Source organism: Erythrobacter sp. NE805, from assembly GCF_046452355.1.
GTDB lineage: Bacteria > Pseudomonadota > Alphaproteobacteria > Sphingomonadales > Sphingomonadaceae > Erythrobacter.
The window spans coordinates 282708-297009 of sequence record NZ_JBKFDI010000004.1; the positions used below are offsets into that span (position 1 = coordinate 282708).

Below are 14302 nucleotides of genomic sequence, written 5' to 3' on the forward strand. Positions count from 1 at the left end.
GTCACCCGCACGGGGGGAATCAGCCGGCATGAGCGACACCAAGAAGGCATCGGACCTGTTCATCGAGTGCCTCGAGGCCGAGGGCGTCGAATACATCTTCGGCGTGCCGGGCGAGGAGAACCTCGACTTCCTCGAGAGCCTCTCCCACTCGACGAAGATCAAGCTGATCCTCACCCGCCACGAACAGGGCGCAGGGTTCATGGCGGCGACCTATGGCCGGCATACCGGCAAGACCGGGGTGTTCCTCGCGACGCTCGGCCCCGGCGCGACCAACATGGTGACCGCGGTCGCCTATTCGCAATTGGGCGGGATGCCGACGCTCGCGATCACCGGGCAGAAGCCGATCAAGAAATCGAAGCAGGGCCGCTTCCAGATCCTCGACGTCGTGGCGATGATGAGCCCGATCACCAAATACGCCCACCAGCTCGCGAGCGCCGACAACATCCCTAGCCGGGTGCGCGAGGCGATAAGGCTCGCCGAGGAGGAGAAGCCGGGCGCGGTGCACCTGGAATTCCCCGAGGACATCGCCGAGGAGCGCACCACCAGCCGGCCGCTCGCACCCAGCCTCGCCCGCCGGCCTTCCGCCGAGGAGAAGGCCGTGCGCCAGGCGGTGCTCGCGATCGAGAGCGCCAAGGCCCCGATCCTCGTCATCGGCGCAGGCGCGAACCGCAAGATGACCGGCCGGATGCTGCGCCAGTTCGTCGACAAGACCGGCATCCCCTTCCTGACGACGCAGATGGGCAAGGGCGTGATCGACGAGCGCCACCCGCTGTTCCTCGGCTGCGCGGCACTTTCGGCGGGCGATTTCGTCCACCGCGCGATCCAGGACGCCGACTGCATCGTCAACATCGGCCACGACGTGATCGAAAAGCCGCCCTTCTTCATGAAGAACGACGGCGAGGGCGCGGTTGGATCGGACAGCCCGCCCAAGGTCATCCACGTCTCGACCAAGACCGCCGAGGTCGACCCCGTCTACTTCCCGCATATCGAAGTGATCGGCGACATCGCCAACGCGATCTACCAGATCAAGGAGGACATCGTGCCGCAGGGCCGGTGGGACTTCCGCCGGATGCTCGGATACCGCGCGGCCGAGCTCGCCCATACCGAGAGCCTCGCCGCCGACACCCGCTTCCCGATCTTCCCGCCCCACCTCGTCAAGCAGGTGCGCGGCGCGATCCCCGAGGACGGGATCATCTGCCTCGACAACGGGGTCTACAAGATCTGGTTTGCGCGGGGATATACGGCCTATCTCCCCAACACCGTGCTGCTCGACAATGCGCTCGCCACGATGGGCGCGGGGCTCCCGTCGGCGATGATGAGCGCGATGCTCTATCCCGACCGCAAGGTCATGGCGATCTGCGGCGACGGCGGGTTCATGATGAACTCGCAGGAGATGGAGACCGCGGTGCGCCTCGGCCTCAACCTCACCGTGCTGATCCTGCGCGACGATGCTTATGGCATGATCCGCTGGAAGCAGGCCAACATGGGCTTTGCCGACTTCGGCCTCACCTATGGCAACCCCGATTTCGTGCAATACGCGGAGAGCTACGGGGCGACCGGGCACCGGGTGACCTCGAGCGAGCACCTCACCGACCTGCTGGCGCATTGCCTCGCCACGCCGGGAGTGCACCTCATCGACTGCCCGGTTGACTATACCGAAAACGACCAGATCCTGAACCGCGACATCAAGCGGCTGAGCGCGCAGCTTTAGGCCATGTCGTCTCCCCGGGCTTGACCCGGGGCCCCGCTTCCTTCCCGCAGCGGCCCAAGAAGTAGCGGGATCCCGGATCAAGTCCGGGAAGACGAGGAAGACGCAAACACCATGCCCCAACTCAAATCCACCTACCCCCTCTACCTCAACAACAAGGCGGTGCAGCCCAACACCGACCTCGAGGTCACCGACAAGTTCACCGGCGCGGTCGCCTTCCGCACCGCGATGGCGACGCCCGATATCATCGAGGAGGGGATCGCCGGTGCGGTGCGGGCGGCGGAGCCGATGGCGCGGCTGGCGAGCTTCGAGAAGCAGGACGTGCTGATGCACTGCGTCCGCCGCTTCCGCGAGCGCTTCGACGAGCTCGCCTATGCGCTGTGCGTCGAGGCGGGCAAGCCGATCAAGGATAGCGAGGGCGAGGTCAGCCGCCTGATCGACACCTTCCGCATCGCCGCCGAGGAAGCGGTGCGCAACTACGGCGAGGTCCAGCCGCTCGACATATCGGCGCGTGCCAAGGGCTACATGGGGATGTGGAAGCGCGTGCCGATCGGGCCGTGCAGCTTCATCTCGCCCTTCAACTTCCCCCTCAACCTCGCCGCGCACAAGATCGCGCCGGCGATCGCGGTCGGCTGCCCCTTCGTGATGAAGCCCGCATCGAAGACGCCGCTCGGCGCGATCATCATGGGGGAGGTGCTCGCCGAATGCGACATCCTCCCCGAGGGCGCCTTCTCGATCCTCCCCGCCCACCGCGAAGGGGCGGACATGTTCACCGTGGACGAGCGGCTGAAGCTGCTCTCCTTCACCGGCTCGCCGGGCGTGGGCTGGGACCTCAAGGCCAAGGCGGGCAAGAAGAAGGTGGTGCTCGAACTGGGCGGCAATGCTGCGGTGATCATCGACCGCGACGCCGACCTTGCCGACGCGCTCGAACGGGTGATCTTCGGCGCCTTCTATCAGTCGGGCCAGTCCTGCATCGGGGTGCAGCGCATCCTCATCCACGCCGAGGTTTACGACCGCTTCAAGGCAATGCTGGTCGAGCGCACGAAGACCCTCGTCGCGGGGGATCCCAAGGACCGCGCGACCTTCATCGGCCCGATGATCTCGGAAGGCGAGGCCAGGCGCCTCAAGGGCTGGATCGACGAGGCGGTCGGGGCCGGCGCGACCCTGTTGTGCGGCGGGGGACTCAGCCGGGGCAACATGCTCGAGGCGACGCTGCTCGAAGGCGTGCCGGAAGATGCCAAGGCGAAGAACGAGGAAGCCTTCGGGCCGCTCGCGATCCTTCAGAAGTTCGACCACTTCGACGAAGCGCTCGAGGAGGTCAACAATTCGAAGTTCGGCCTCCAGGCGGGGATCTTCACCCGCGACCTGTTCAAGATGTTCGACGCCTGGGATCGGCTCGAAGTCGGCGGCGTGGTCATCAACGACGTGCCCTCCTACCGGGTCGACAACATGCCCTACGGCGGGGTCAAGGATTCAGGCCTTGGCCGCGAGGGCATCCGCTTCGCGATGGAGGACATGACCGAGATCCGCAACCTGGTGGTGCGGCGGACCTGACTGTCTTGCTCCCCTCCCCCCGGGGAGGGGCTGGGGGTGGGGGTACCACGTTCCATCGCACGCAGAACACCCACCCCTAACCCCTCCCTCGAGGGAGGGGGAAAGGCGGGCCTCACCCCTCCTCGAGCAGCAGCAGCACCGCGGTCACCTCGAGCCGCTCCATCGCGCCGAAGCGGTGGTCGACCTTGGTGACGGTGGCGTCGGCGACGAGCTGGCCGGGGAGGGTAAACTCGTGATCGGGCAGGCGCTCGATCAGCTCCTCGCCGTACGCGACGGCCTCGGCGCCGCAGAACTCGAGCACCACCTCGTGGCGGGTGCCCGCGAAGGTGATCGAAGCCCAGGCGGTCTCGGCGTGGCCCAGAAGGGTGCCGTGTCCGGCGGTGATCCCGAGCAGCGCCGAGCGCACCCGGTCGGCGAGGTTGCGGCGCGGCCGGAGCGCGGCGACGGCATAGGGAAGGGGGCCGGACTTGACCTCGATCGGGTCGAGGTCGGCGAGGACGAGCGCGAAGGGATCGCGAAGGCTTTCGGTGAGCATCAGGCCATCTCCCGCGCATCTGCGGCGACGCCGTCGGTGTAGCCCTGCATCCAGGCGCGGGTGCGCAACTCGGTGTCGCGGCGCGGGGTGCGGCCCATCCGCAGGTCGAGCACGAAGCGCGGGTCGTGGGCGGCGAGGCGCCCGAACTTGGTGGCGGGCATGGCATGCGTCCGCAGGAAGGTCTCGATCGTCCGTAGCAGCATGGTTTTGCGTCCCTGTTGAAATGCTGATCCAGGTTGTTGTTTCGACCGGGCGACTCGGCCCGATGTTCACTTTTTGTTTCACTACATTTCCTACTTGTCTAGGAAAAATCCTTCGCGTAGGATGCGCCTATGGCAAATCCCTCACTTTCCCCCCGTGAGCCTCTCTCCGGACCGCGCGCGCGGCTGCTCGAATTGTCGCAGGAACGCGGCGTCAGCCTCGCCGCGTTATCCGAGTTGGTCGGGCGTAATCCGACCTATCTCCAGCAATTCATCCGGAAAGGTTCGCCGCGTAAGCTGGAGGAGCAGGATCGGGCAACGCTCGCCCGCTTCCTCGGCGTGGGCGAGGAGGAGCTGCGCGAGGCGCGGGATAATTCCTACGTGGAACCCCCGAGCGGCCGCGAGTCGGGCAATTGGGTTGAGGTGCCGCGCCTCGACCTCGGCGCCTCGGCGGGGCCGGGGCGGGTGCCGGGCGGGGAAGCCGCCTTCGACACCTTCCGCTTCTCGCGCCGCTGGCTCGAGGAACAGGGCCTCGCTCGCGCGCAGCTTTCCGCGATCCGGGTCGAGGGGGATTCGATGGAGCCCTTGCTCAACGACGGCGACGAAATCCTCGTCGACCGCGCCCCGCGTACGTTCAGGGACGGCATCCACGTGGTGCGCCTCGGCGACACGCTGATGGTCAAGCGCGTGGCGAGCGCGGGGGCAGGGCGGGTGGCGCTCCTCTCGCAGAATTTCGCCTACCCGCCGGTGGAGGTGGCGGCGGAGGAGGTGGAGATCATCGGGCGGGTTGTGTGGAAGGGGGGGCGGGTGTAGGCTCGCTAGATGATTGTCACCGCAACCGAATTATTGATGGCAGGCAGCCGAAGGGGGCGCCTTTTGGTGCGCCCGGACGGTCTGTTCCAGTTCGCCACCGAGACCTACAACGAGCCCGACGAGGAATGCGGCGGCTATTGGATGAACGACTATCCGCCATCAGGCATCTATTCGCGTCGGGACGATGCCGTCGCAGGGTTGCAGGCAAAGCTGAAGTCAAAGGCTGACCTCGTTCCCACAGAGCCGCTGGCCATCGAACTGGACGTTGGTCCGTGGGATGAGCCGATACTACGCCAATCCTGAAAAAACGCGGTTGCGTATCGCTGACAAAATGCGCAGTCCCCCGACATGACCGATACCCCCAAGCCGCTCCCCCCCATGCGCGCCGCGATCATCCCCGTGACGCCGCTCCAGCAGAACTGCTCGCTGATCTGGTGCACGAAGACCATGAAGGGCGCGCTGGTCGATCCGGGCGGGGATCTGGACAAGCTCAAGGAGGGCGTCGCCAAGGCGGGGGTTAGCCTCGAGAAGCTGCTCGTCACCCACGGGCACCTCGATCATTGCGGGCAAGCCGGAATGCTGGCCGAGGAGCTGGGCCTCCCCATCGAAGGCCCGCATGAGGATGACCGCTTCTGGATCGACCAGTTGGACGATGATGGCCCGCGCTGGGGGATGGTGGCGAAGAGCTTCACGCCCACCCGGTGGCTGAAGCACAGCGACACGGTGACGGTGGGCGAACTCACCCTCGACGTGATCCACTGCCCCGGCCACACGCCGGGCCACGTGGTGTTCTTCCACGAACCCAGCCGCTTCGCGATCGTCGGCGATGTGCTGTTCCAGGGCTCGATCGGCCGCACCGACTTCCCGCGCGGCAATCACCAGGACCTGATCGATAGCATCACCCAGCGCCTCTGGCCGCTCGGCGAGGACGTGATGTTCATCCCTGGCCACGGCCCCACCAGCACCTTCGGCCGCGAGCGCAAGACCAACGCCTTCGTCTCGGATTACATGCTGAGCTGATGCCGCAAGCGGGCCGCGTCATCGCCGTGGCTCGGGATGGGGCGCACCGCTTCTCCAAGGAGGTCGTCGAGGCGATCACCATCGTCGGGAGCCTCGGGGTCGAGGGCGACGCCCATGCAGGCGTGACGGTGAAGCACCGCTCGCGGGTGAAGGTCGATCCGACCCAGCCGAACCTCAGGCAGGTGCACCTCATTCATGCCGAGCTGTTCGATGAGGTCGCCGCGCAGGGGCACGCGGTTCGCCCCGGCGATCTCGGCGAGAACATCACCACTGCCGGGATCGACCTGCTCTCCCTACCGCGCGGCACGGTGCTGGCGATCGGCGAGGAGGTGCGGCTGGAGGTGACCGGCCTCAGAAACCCCTGCGCGCAGATCGACGCGTTCCGGCCCGGCCTGCTCAAGGCGGTGCTCGACAGGGGCCCGGACGGCACGCTGATCCGCAAGGCCGGGATCATGAGCATCGTGCGCGCGGGCGGCACGGTGCAGGCCGGTGACCCGATCCGTGCAGAGCTCCCGCCACCGCCCTTCCTTCCGCTCGAACGGGTCTAGAGCACCCCCGCCGCGGTCAGCGCGGCGGCCACCGCGAGGCCGAGCTGGGTGAGGAGGGTAACGATCGTCCCCACCATCCGCCCGACCTGCGCCTTGCCGCCGTCCATCCCGAAGCCGTGCGCGATGCGGGCGAGGAAGTAGGCCGCCGCGACATAGGCGAGCCACTGGCCGCCGGTCCCGGCGAGCTCGATCGCCGCCACCAGAATCAGCACGAAGGCGGTGTTCTCGACATAGTTCAATTGCGCGCGCATCCGGCGTTGCAGCGCCTCGCTGCCGCCGTCGCCGATGCTGATCTGGAGCGCGTTGCGCAGCGCGCCGATGCGCAGTCCCAGCCAGATGTTGAGTACGGCGGCCGCCGCGGCCGCGGCGAGCGTGACAGGAAGCACGGTCATGAATGAGATCCCCTCGTTGACAGGCCCCTGTGCTAGGGGCCTGCGGGGCTGCTTGCAACGCGCGATTTTTCCGCTATAGCGCGCGCCTTCCCGCCGCTGCTGGCCAAGGAACGCGTGCACCCGCTCACCGCTTGTGCGCGCACCCTCCTTGCCGTAAGGGCGGCCGTCGAGAATCACGGCGCTGGCAGGCGCCCTACGTCAGTTATTCGAGGAATTGGTGCCGCCATGGCTGTCCCCAAGAGAAAAGTATCGCCCTCCCGCCGCGGCATGCGTCGTTCGCACGATTCGCTGAAGGTCGAAGCCTTCGGTGAATGCAGCAACTGCGGCGAGCTGAAGCGCCCGCACAACATCTGCGGCCACTGCGGCCACTACAACGGGCGCCAGGTCGTCGCCGTCGGCTGAGTGCCGCTGGCCTTTATCCCGGACCGGAGAGTAGCACGATGAACCTGCCCCGTATCGCGGTCGATGCGATGGGCGGCGACGAGGGCGTGCGCGTCATGGTCGAGGGGGCGGCGCTCGCGCGGCGTCAGCACGACAAGTTCAAGTTCCTGCTGGTCGGCGACGGCAAGCGGATTGAGGCCGCGCTCCAAAACCACCCGAACCTGCGCGCGGCCTCCGAAGTCCTCCATTGCGACGATGTGGTTGGCGGCGACGAGCTGCCCAGCAAGGCGATCCGCCGCGCCAAGACCACCTCGATGGGCCTCGCCGTCAACGCGGTGAAGACTGGCGAGGCCGGCGCCGCGGTCAGTGCCGGCAACACCGGCGCGCTGATGGCGATGAGCAAGCTCGCGCTGCGCACCATGCCCGGGATCGACCGCCCGGCGCTCGCCGCGATCATGCCGACCCTGCAATCGCACGACGTGGTGATGCTCGACCTCGGCGCCAACACCGAGGCCGATGCCAGGAACCTCGTGCAATATGCCGTCATGGGCGCGGCCTATTCGCGCATCGTCAACGGTTTCGAGCGCCCGGTCGTGCGCCTCCTCAACATCGGCACCGAGGAGATCAAGGGCACCGAGGAGCTGCGGGAGGCCGCCGCGACCCTCGCCGCCGCCTCGGCCGACGGCGGGCTCGCGCTCCAGTTCGACGGCTTCGTCGAGAGCGACAAGATCAACCGCGGCGAAACCCACGTGGTCGTCACCGACGGCTTCTCGGGCAATATCGCGCTGAAGGCGATCGAGGGTTCGGCGCGCTTCGTGACCGACCTCTTGCGCCAGGCCTTCACCTCCTCGCTGCGCTCGAAGATCGGCTTTCTCGTCTCGCGCCCCGCGACCGAGCTGCTGCGCCACCACCTCGATCCCAACAACCACAACGGCGCGGTTTTCCTCGGCCTCAACGGCGTCGTGGTGAAGAGCCACGGCAGCGCGACCGCCAAGGGCGTCGCCCACGCCGTCGCGGTGACCGCACGGCTGCTCGAGAACAAGCTCACCGAGCGGATCGCACAGGACCTCTCGCAGCTCGGCGAGGAGACGTTGCGCCGCAATGGCCGCACCGCCGCAGCCGTCACGCCCGAGCCCGACAGCGAGGCGACTGCGTGAGCGGATCGCGGCTGCTCGGGACAGGATCGGCGCTTCCCCGCAGGATCGTGACCAATGCCGAGCTGGCGGAGCGGGTCGACACCTCGGACGAGTGGATCACCGCGCGCACCGGCATCCGCCAGCGGCATATCGCCGGCGAGGACGAGACCACCGCGACCCTCGCCATCGCCGCCGCCCGCGCGGCGCTTGCCGATGCCGGGGTCGAGGCTGCGAGCATTGGCCTCATCGTCCTCGCCACCGCCACCCCCGACAACACCTTCCCGGCGACCGCGACCAAGGTCCAGGCCGCGTTGGGCTGCCAGGGCGGGATCGCCTTCGATGTCGCGGCGGTGTGCTCGGGCTTCCTCTACGCGCTCGCCACCGCCGATTCGCTGCTGCGCACCGGCATGGCGCGGCGCGCGCTGGTGATCGGCGCGGAGACCTTCAGTCGCATCCTCGACTGGGAGGACCGCACCACCTGCGTGCTGTTCGGCGACGGCGCCGGCGCCGTGGTGCTCGAGGCGCCCTCGGGCGATGGAAGCGGCGCGGGCATCCTCGGCACGAAGCTCCATTCGGACGGCGACCACCACGATCTCCTCTATGTCGACGGCGGCCCGTCGAGCACGCAGACGGTGGGCCATGTCCGTATGCGCGGACAGGAGGTGTTCCGCCACGCGGTCGTGAACCTTTCCGACGTGCTCAAGGAAGTGCTTGAGGATACGGGGCTTTCTCCTGGAGACCTCGACTGGGTCGTGCCGCACCAGGCCAATGCCCGGATCCTCGATGCGACCGCGAAGAAGCTCGGCATCGCGCCCGAGAAGGTGATCGTCACCGTCGACCGCCACGCCAACACCTCGGCCGCCTCGGTGCCGCTCGCGCTCGACGTCGCGCGCAAGGATGGGCGGATCAAGCCGGGCGATCTGGTCATGCTCGAGGCGATGGGCGGCGGCTTCACCTGGGGCGCGAGCCTGATCCGGATGTAATCGGCAGGGGCCGGTCAGTCCCGATCCCTAACACAATTGCTGAAAACTTCGCCGGACCTGCGGCATCGCTTTGCAAAACCGGTGCAAAATCGTAAACTGTCGCCCACTTTTCGGGTCGCGCCGCGAAGGAGATTACGCATGATGCGTTCGGTTGGCACTTTGACGCGCGCCGACCTGGCGGAGACCATCAACCGCAAGATGGGCTTCAGCCGGGCGGAATCGCTCGACATGGTCGAGGCGATCCTCGGCAAGATGAGCGACGCGCTCGCCCGCGGCGAGAACGTCAAGATTTCCGGCTTCGGCAGCTTCGTGCTGCGCGACAAGAACGAGCGCATCGGCCGCAATCCCAAGACCGGGATCGAGGTGCCGATCACGCCCCGCCGGGTGATGACCTTCCGCGCGAGCCAGCTGCTCAAGGAACGGATCGCCAAGGGTTGAGACAGCATGGGTGAGGCACGATGAGCGCATTCGGTGACGGCAAGGACGAGGGCGCGCTGCGCACCATCGGCGAAGTCAGCGAGGCGCTGGGCATCCGGCCTCACGTGCTGCGCTACTGGGAGGCGCAGTTCCCGCTGCTGAAGCCGCTCAAACGCAGCGGCGGGCGGCGCTACTACCGCCCGGCCGACATCGAGCTGGTGCGCACCATCGACCGCCTCGTGAACCGCGAGGGCTACACCCTCAAGGGCGCCGAGGCGGTGCTGCGCGCCGCCGCGAGGTCCCCGCTCGACCGCCGCGGCGCCGAACGCCGCGCCGGGGAGCGCCGCGTCGATGCCGAACCCGCCGAGCCGGGCGTGCGGCTGGTGGTCCCCGAAACGCCCGACCTCGCCGAGATCATCGCCGGGCTCAAGTCCGTGCGCGCGAGGCTCGCGGCCGCATTGGAGGCGTGAGCCTCAGATCCCGAGTGCTTTGCGCAATTCGGCATTGATCCGCGACTGCCAGCCCTTGCCGGTCGCACGGAACTTCTCCAGCACATCGGGATCGAGGCGCAGGGTCACCTGCCGTTTGGGGTTGGGGGAAGGTGGTCGTCCCGCGCCCCTGTCCCCGGGCGCGAGCGGAATTATCCCGTTCGGCCCGAGCTTGCCAGTAGCGGGACGGACCAAAACGCCGCCGCGATAGATTGCGGCTTGGCGGACGATCTCTTCGGTCAAGATGACATCGTCATCGTCGGGATCAGTCCAAGATGCCGAAGAAGGCTTGGTGTTCCTGTTCATGGGCATATCTCATCGTGATGATCCGTCGGGTTTCGCCACGCGGAGTCCAGACTAGACTAACTCTGCGTCCGCGGAGAAAGCCCCAAACCCGATATCGTGCCTCGCCATAATCCTGCCGAGTATCTTCGGATTCGATGTGTTTACCCGCGAAGACCTCTTGTGGGTCATCGCGCAGGTCAAGGCCGCGTTCTGCAAGGATCTTTAAACGTTTGGCTTCGTCATACTCGATCTGGAATTTCTTCAACGTAGCCTCCGGCGAAGACCCTTAAATCATCACATGCATCTCCACAAAAGCCCGGAATCGGCGGGCACCGTTCGAGAGCGTGGCTCTCACGTCGATTAATGTGACTACAAAAATCCCGAAGTCAAGCCCTACTCCGCCGCGAGCAGCGCCGCTTCGCCGAGGTCGACGCTGACGAGGCGCGAGACGCCCTTTTCGGCCATCGTCACCCCGAACAGCCGGTGCATCCGGCTCATCGTCACCGCGTTGTGGGTGACGATCAGGTAGCGCGTGGTGGTGGTGGCGACCATCGACTCCAGCAGGTCGCAGAACCGCTCGACATTGGCGTCATCCAGAGGCGCGTCGACCTCGTCGAGCACGCAGATCGGCGCGGGGTTGGTGAGGAACAGCGCGAAGATCAGCGCGGTCGCGGTCAGCGCCTGTTCGCCGCCCGAAAGGAGCGACAGCGATTGCAGGCGCTTGCCCGGCGGCTGGGCATAGATCTCGAGCCCGGCCTCGAGCGGATCGTCGGAATCGACCAGCGCGAGGTGCGCGCTCCCGCCCTCGAACAGGCGGGTGAACAGCACGCGGAAATGCCCGTCGACCGCCTCGAAGGCGGCGCGCAGCCGCTCGCGGCCCTCGCGGTTGAGGCTGCCGATCGAGCCCCTGAGGCGCGCGATCGCCTCGACCAGTTCGGCCTGCTCCTCGGCGCTGGAGCCGTGCTCGGCCTCGATCCGGGCGAGTTCGTCGGCGGCGACGAGGTTGACCGGGCCGATCCGCTCGCGCGCGGCGGTGAGCTTGTCGAGCTCCTCGGATTCCTGCGCGGCCGGGGCGAGGCTGTCCTCGGTGAAGCCGAAGCGGTCGGCGAGCAGCGGGGGCGGGCACTGGAAGCGCTCGCCCGAGATGCGCGCCATCTCGGCGCGGCGCAGCTCCTCGTTCTCGGCGCGGGCGGTGAGGCTGGCGCGGCTCTCGCGGGCCTGGGCGAGCACCTCGGTGACCTGCGCGAGCCGCGTGTCGGCGATGCGCTGGCGGCTGTCGGCCTCGCGCATCGCGGCGTCGGCCTCGGCGAGTTCGGCGGCGAGGCGGTCGCGGGTCGCCTCGCCCGCCTCGATTTCGGCGCGCAGGGCGGCGGGCTTGGCGGCGTGGACGGCCTGCTCCTCGGCGATTTCCGCAAGCCGCCGGGTGGTCTCGGCCATGCGCCGCTCGGCGTCGCTGGCGCGGGCCTGCCAGCCGGCGTGGTCGGCGGCCTGCGCGGCGAGCCGCTCGCGGGCGACGGCGAGCGCCTGGTCCTGCGCGGCAAGCTCGGCGAGCGCGGCCTGCACCGCGGCGCGGGCGGCGGCGTTCTTCGCCTGCGCCGCCTCCAGAGCGGCGCGCCCGGCGTCCTTCGCGGGAAGGCGGGTCGTCGCCTCGCGGGCGCTCCCGACCTCGGCCTCGGCCGCCGCGATCTGGGCCGCGACATCGCCCGCGCTGGCGGCGAGTTCGGCGAGCCGCGCGGCGAGGCGCTCCTTCGCCGCCTCGGCCTGGTCGAGCTTGCGCAGCGCCTGGCGCTCGGCCTCGATCGCCCCGGCGATGGCGCGTTCCTGCGCGACGAGCGCGGTCTGGAGCTGGCCGAGTTCCTCGCGCACCGCCGTGTCCTCGGCCTCGGCCCGCGTGGCGGCTTCGCGCAAGGGGGGCAGGGCCGCTTCGAGTTCGGCGAGCCGGTTGGCGGCTTCGAGCTGCGCGGCTTCGGCGGCCCCTTCGCCGCGCGCGACGAAGCCGTCCCAGCGCCGCAGGTGCCCCGCGCGGGTTACCAGCCATTCGCCCGGCGCGAGCGCGCGCCCGTCGTCGGCCTCGACGCAATGGACCAGGGCAAGCCGCGCGGCGAGTTCCGGGGGGCAGGCCGAAAGCCGGGCGAGCAGGCTGTCGGTCACGGGGGTCTGCGCGGCGGCGGACCCGGTCCAGAAGCGACCCTCCTGCGCCGCCGCGGGAGCGCCGAGCGGCGACTTGCCGTCGCGCCCCAGCACCGCGGCGAGCGCGCGTTCGTAGCCCGGCGCGACGGTCACCCGGTCGAGCGGGGTCGTTAAGCCCAACCGCCCGGCCTCGCGCTTCTGGCGGGCCTCGCGGTCGCGGGCGAGGGCGGCGTGCTCGCGCTCGACCGCGGCGAGTTCGGCGCGCGCGGCGGCAAGCTGGCTCGCGACGTCGTCTCTCGCGGCTTGCAGGTCGGCCTTGCGCGTCTGGTCTTCGGCGAGCTTGGCGCGCAGGGCGGCGAGTTCCCCGGCGGCCTCCTCGGCGGCTTCGCGCGCGGCGATCACGTCGGCCTCGGGATCGCCGCTTGCCGCCAGTTCGGCGCGGGTGCGCGCGATCCGCGCGGCCTCGGCCTCGATCCGGGCGAGCCGCGCCTCGGCCTGTTCGATCGCCGCCTCGGCGACCCGCCATTCGGCCTCGACCCCGGCCTGGTCGGCGGTGGCCTTGGCGAGCGCGAGTTCGGCGGCGCGGCTGGCGCGTTCGCGGTCCTCGGCCTTCTCGGCGAGGCCCGGGCGTGCGGCTTCGAGGGCGCTCGCCGCTGCGCGGCTCGCGGCGACCTCCTCGGTGAGCCGCGCCAGCGCCTCGACCGCCGCGCCGGTCAGCCGGTCGGCGTCGGAGCGGTCCTCCTCGAGGCGCCTCCTCTGCCGGGCGAGGTCGGCGAGCCGCGTCTCGGCCGCATCGAGCTTCTCGGCGAGCGCGGCCATGCGGTGGCCGTGCGCCGAGGCATCGTCGCGGCGGTCGGCGAGTTCGTCGCGCGCCTCGGCGAGCGCGTGGGCGGCGGCGGCCTGTTCCTGCTGCGCGGCCTCGACCGTCCCCTGCGCCTCGGCGACCCGCGCTTCGGCACCCTCGGCCGCCGCGCGCGCGACCTTCGCGGCCGCCGCCGCCTCGCGCCAGCGCGCGAACAGCAGCCGCGCCTCGGCGGCCTGGATCTTCGTGGTGAGCTCGGTGTAGCGCTCGGCCTGCTTGGCCTGGCGCTTGAGCGAGGCGATCTGCGCGTCGAGCCCCGCCATCAGGTCCTCGAGCCGCGCGAGGTTGGCCTCGGCGGCGCGCAGCTTGCCCTCGGCATCGCGGCGGCGGACGTGCAAGCCGGCGATCCCCGCCGCCTCCTCGAGCATCGCGCGCCGCTCGGCGGGCTTGGCGGCGATCACCTGCGCGATCTTGCCCTGGCTGACGAGCGCCGGGGAGTGCGCGCCTGTCGCGGCGTCGGCGAAGGTCAGGGCGACGTCCTTGGCGCGCACGTCGCGGCCGTTGACGCGGTAGGCGCTGCCCGCCCCGCGCTCGATCCGGCGGGTGACGACCAGCTCCTCGCCGGCGTCATCCTCGGCGTGGAGCACCACTTCGGCGAAGTCGCGCGGCGGGCGACTGGAGGTGCCCGCGAAGATCACGTCCTCCATCCCGCCCGATCGCATCGACTTGGCCGAGGTCTCCCCCATCACCCAGCGGATCGCCTCGAGGAGGTTCGACTTGCCGCAGCCATTGGGGCCGACAACCCCGGTCAGCCCGGGCTCGATGCGCAGTTCCGCCGGCTCGACGAAGCTCTTGAAGCCGCTGAGCTTGAGCCGGTGGATCTGCATCCGACTGACCTGGCGCCCCCGCC

Annotated in this window: 17 protein-coding genes; 11 read left to right on the forward strand and 6 right to left on the reverse strand. The window is 69.1% G+C overall.

Annotation, left to right across the window (positions count from 1 at the left end; translation table 11 throughout):
* Positions 1–28 precede the first annotated feature (28 nt).
* Positions 29–1711 carry an acetolactate synthase large subunit gene (locus ACLBKU_RS15430; RefSeq protein WP_410180447.1) on the forward strand — a complete coding sequence of 561 codons (1683 nt, stop codon included), beginning with the start codon at positions 29–31 and terminating at the stop codon, positions 1709–1711.
* 111 nt (positions 1712–1822) lie between these two features.
* Positions 1823–3262: an aldehyde dehydrogenase family protein gene (locus tag ACLBKU_RS15435; RefSeq protein ID WP_410180448.1), complete on the forward strand. Its 1440-nt coding sequence runs from the start codon at positions 1823–1825 to the stop codon at positions 3260–3262.
* A gap of 112 nt (positions 3263–3374) precedes the next feature.
* Here the strand turns inward: ACLBKU_RS15435 and ACLBKU_RS15440 are convergent, their stop codons facing one another.
* Together ACLBKU_RS15440 and ACLBKU_RS15445 are read right to left on the reverse strand one after the other, a co-directional pair.
* Complete coding sequence (locus tag ACLBKU_RS15440; protein WP_410180449.1) at positions 3375–3797, reverse strand: hypothetical protein; 423 nt, start codon at positions 3795–3797, stop codon at positions 3375–3377.
* Complete coding sequence (locus ACLBKU_RS15445) at positions 3797–4000, reverse strand: hypothetical protein (protein WP_410180450.1); 204 nt, start codon at positions 3998–4000, stop codon at positions 3797–3799. Before ACLBKU_RS15445 ends, ACLBKU_RS15440 begins: the two co-directional genes overlap by 1 nt.
* Before the next feature lie 129 nt (positions 4001–4129).
* On the opposite strand from ACLBKU_RS15445, the gene ACLBKU_RS15450 reads away from it, so the two are divergent.
* The 4 genes from ACLBKU_RS15450 to ACLBKU_RS15465 all read left to right on the forward strand — a co-directional run bounded on the left by ACLBKU_RS15450 (position 4130) and on the right by ACLBKU_RS15465 (position 6378).
* Entirely contained in the window at positions 4130–4810 is a 681-nt protein-coding gene (locus ACLBKU_RS15450; RefSeq protein WP_410180451.1) for a helix-turn-helix transcriptional regulator, read from the forward strand.
* A gap of 9 nt (positions 4811–4819) precedes the next feature.
* Positions 4820–5113, forward strand: a complete 294-nt coding sequence (locus ACLBKU_RS15455) for a hypothetical protein (RefSeq protein WP_410180452.1) — start codon at positions 4820–4822, stop codon at positions 5111–5113.
* Between the two features lie 75 nt (positions 5114–5188).
* Positions 5189–5830 carry an MBL fold metallo-hydrolase gene (locus tag ACLBKU_RS15460; protein WP_410180563.1) on the forward strand — a complete coding sequence of 214 codons (642 nt, stop codon included), beginning with the start codon at positions 5189–5191 and terminating at the stop codon, positions 5828–5830.
* A complete protein-coding gene (locus tag ACLBKU_RS15465; protein WP_410180453.1) occupies positions 5830–6378 on the forward strand; it encodes an MOSC domain-containing protein in 549 nt (182 codons plus the stop codon). The genes ACLBKU_RS15460 and ACLBKU_RS15465 overlap by 1 nt, the downstream gene beginning before the upstream one ends.
* Here the strand turns inward: ACLBKU_RS15465 and ACLBKU_RS15470 are convergent.
* A complete protein-coding gene (locus ACLBKU_RS15470; RefSeq protein WP_410180454.1) occupies positions 6375–6770 on the reverse strand; it encodes an MAPEG family protein in 396 nt (131 codons plus the stop codon). The genes ACLBKU_RS15465 and ACLBKU_RS15470 overlap by 4 nt on opposite strands.
* 225 nt (positions 6771–6995) lie before the next feature.
* On the opposite strand from ACLBKU_RS15470, the gene rpmF reads away from it, so the two are divergent.
* The 5 genes from rpmF (at position 6996) to ACLBKU_RS15495 (ending at position 10157) form a co-directional block, all read left to right on the forward strand.
* On the forward strand, positions 6996–7172 hold the full coding sequence (rpmF, locus tag ACLBKU_RS15475; protein ID WP_067404794.1) for a 50S ribosomal protein L32: 177 nt from the start codon (positions 6996–6998) through the stop codon (positions 7170–7172).
* Positions 7173–7210: 38 nt separating this feature from the next.
* Positions 7211–8308, forward strand: a complete 1098-nt coding sequence (plsX, locus tag ACLBKU_RS15480) for a phosphate acyltransferase PlsX (RefSeq protein WP_410180455.1) — start codon at positions 7211–7213, stop codon at positions 8306–8308.
* Positions 8305–9270, forward strand: a complete 966-nt coding sequence (locus tag ACLBKU_RS15485; protein WP_410180456.1) for a beta-ketoacyl-ACP synthase III — start codon at positions 8305–8307, stop codon at positions 9268–9270. The genes plsX and ACLBKU_RS15485 overlap by 4 nt, the downstream gene beginning before the upstream one ends.
* Before the next feature lie 138 nt (positions 9271–9408).
* Positions 9409–9708 (forward strand): integration host factor subunit alpha, encoded by a 300-nt coding sequence (locus ACLBKU_RS15490; protein WP_410180457.1) that lies wholly within the window; start codon positions 9409–9411, stop codon positions 9706–9708.
* Between the two features lie 20 nt (positions 9709–9728).
* On the forward strand, positions 9729–10157 hold the full coding sequence (locus tag ACLBKU_RS15495; protein WP_410180458.1) for a MerR family transcriptional regulator: 429 nt from the start codon (positions 9729–9731) through the stop codon (positions 10155–10157).
* Positions 10158–10160: 3 nt separating this feature from the next.
* On the opposite strand, the gene ACLBKU_RS15500 is transcribed toward ACLBKU_RS15495, so the two are convergent.
* The 3 genes from ACLBKU_RS15500 to smc all read right to left on the reverse strand — a co-directional run bounded on the left by ACLBKU_RS15500 (position 10161) and on the right by smc (position 14279).
* Entirely contained in the window at positions 10161–10481 is a 321-nt protein-coding gene (locus tag ACLBKU_RS15500) for a BrnA antitoxin family protein (protein WP_410180459.1), read from the reverse strand.
* Positions 10441–10725 carry a BrnT family toxin gene (locus tag ACLBKU_RS15505; RefSeq protein WP_410180460.1) on the reverse strand — a complete coding sequence of 95 codons (285 nt, stop codon included), beginning with the start codon at positions 10723–10725 and terminating at the stop codon, positions 10441–10443. Before ACLBKU_RS15505 ends, ACLBKU_RS15500 begins: the two co-directional genes overlap by 41 nt.
* Before the next feature lie 128 nt (positions 10726–10853).
* Positions 10854–14279 (reverse strand): chromosome segregation protein SMC, encoded by a 3426-nt coding sequence (gene smc, locus ACLBKU_RS15510; RefSeq protein WP_410180461.1) that lies wholly within the window; start codon positions 14277–14279, stop codon positions 10854–10856.
* Between the last annotated feature and the right edge of the window lie 23 nt (positions 14280–14302).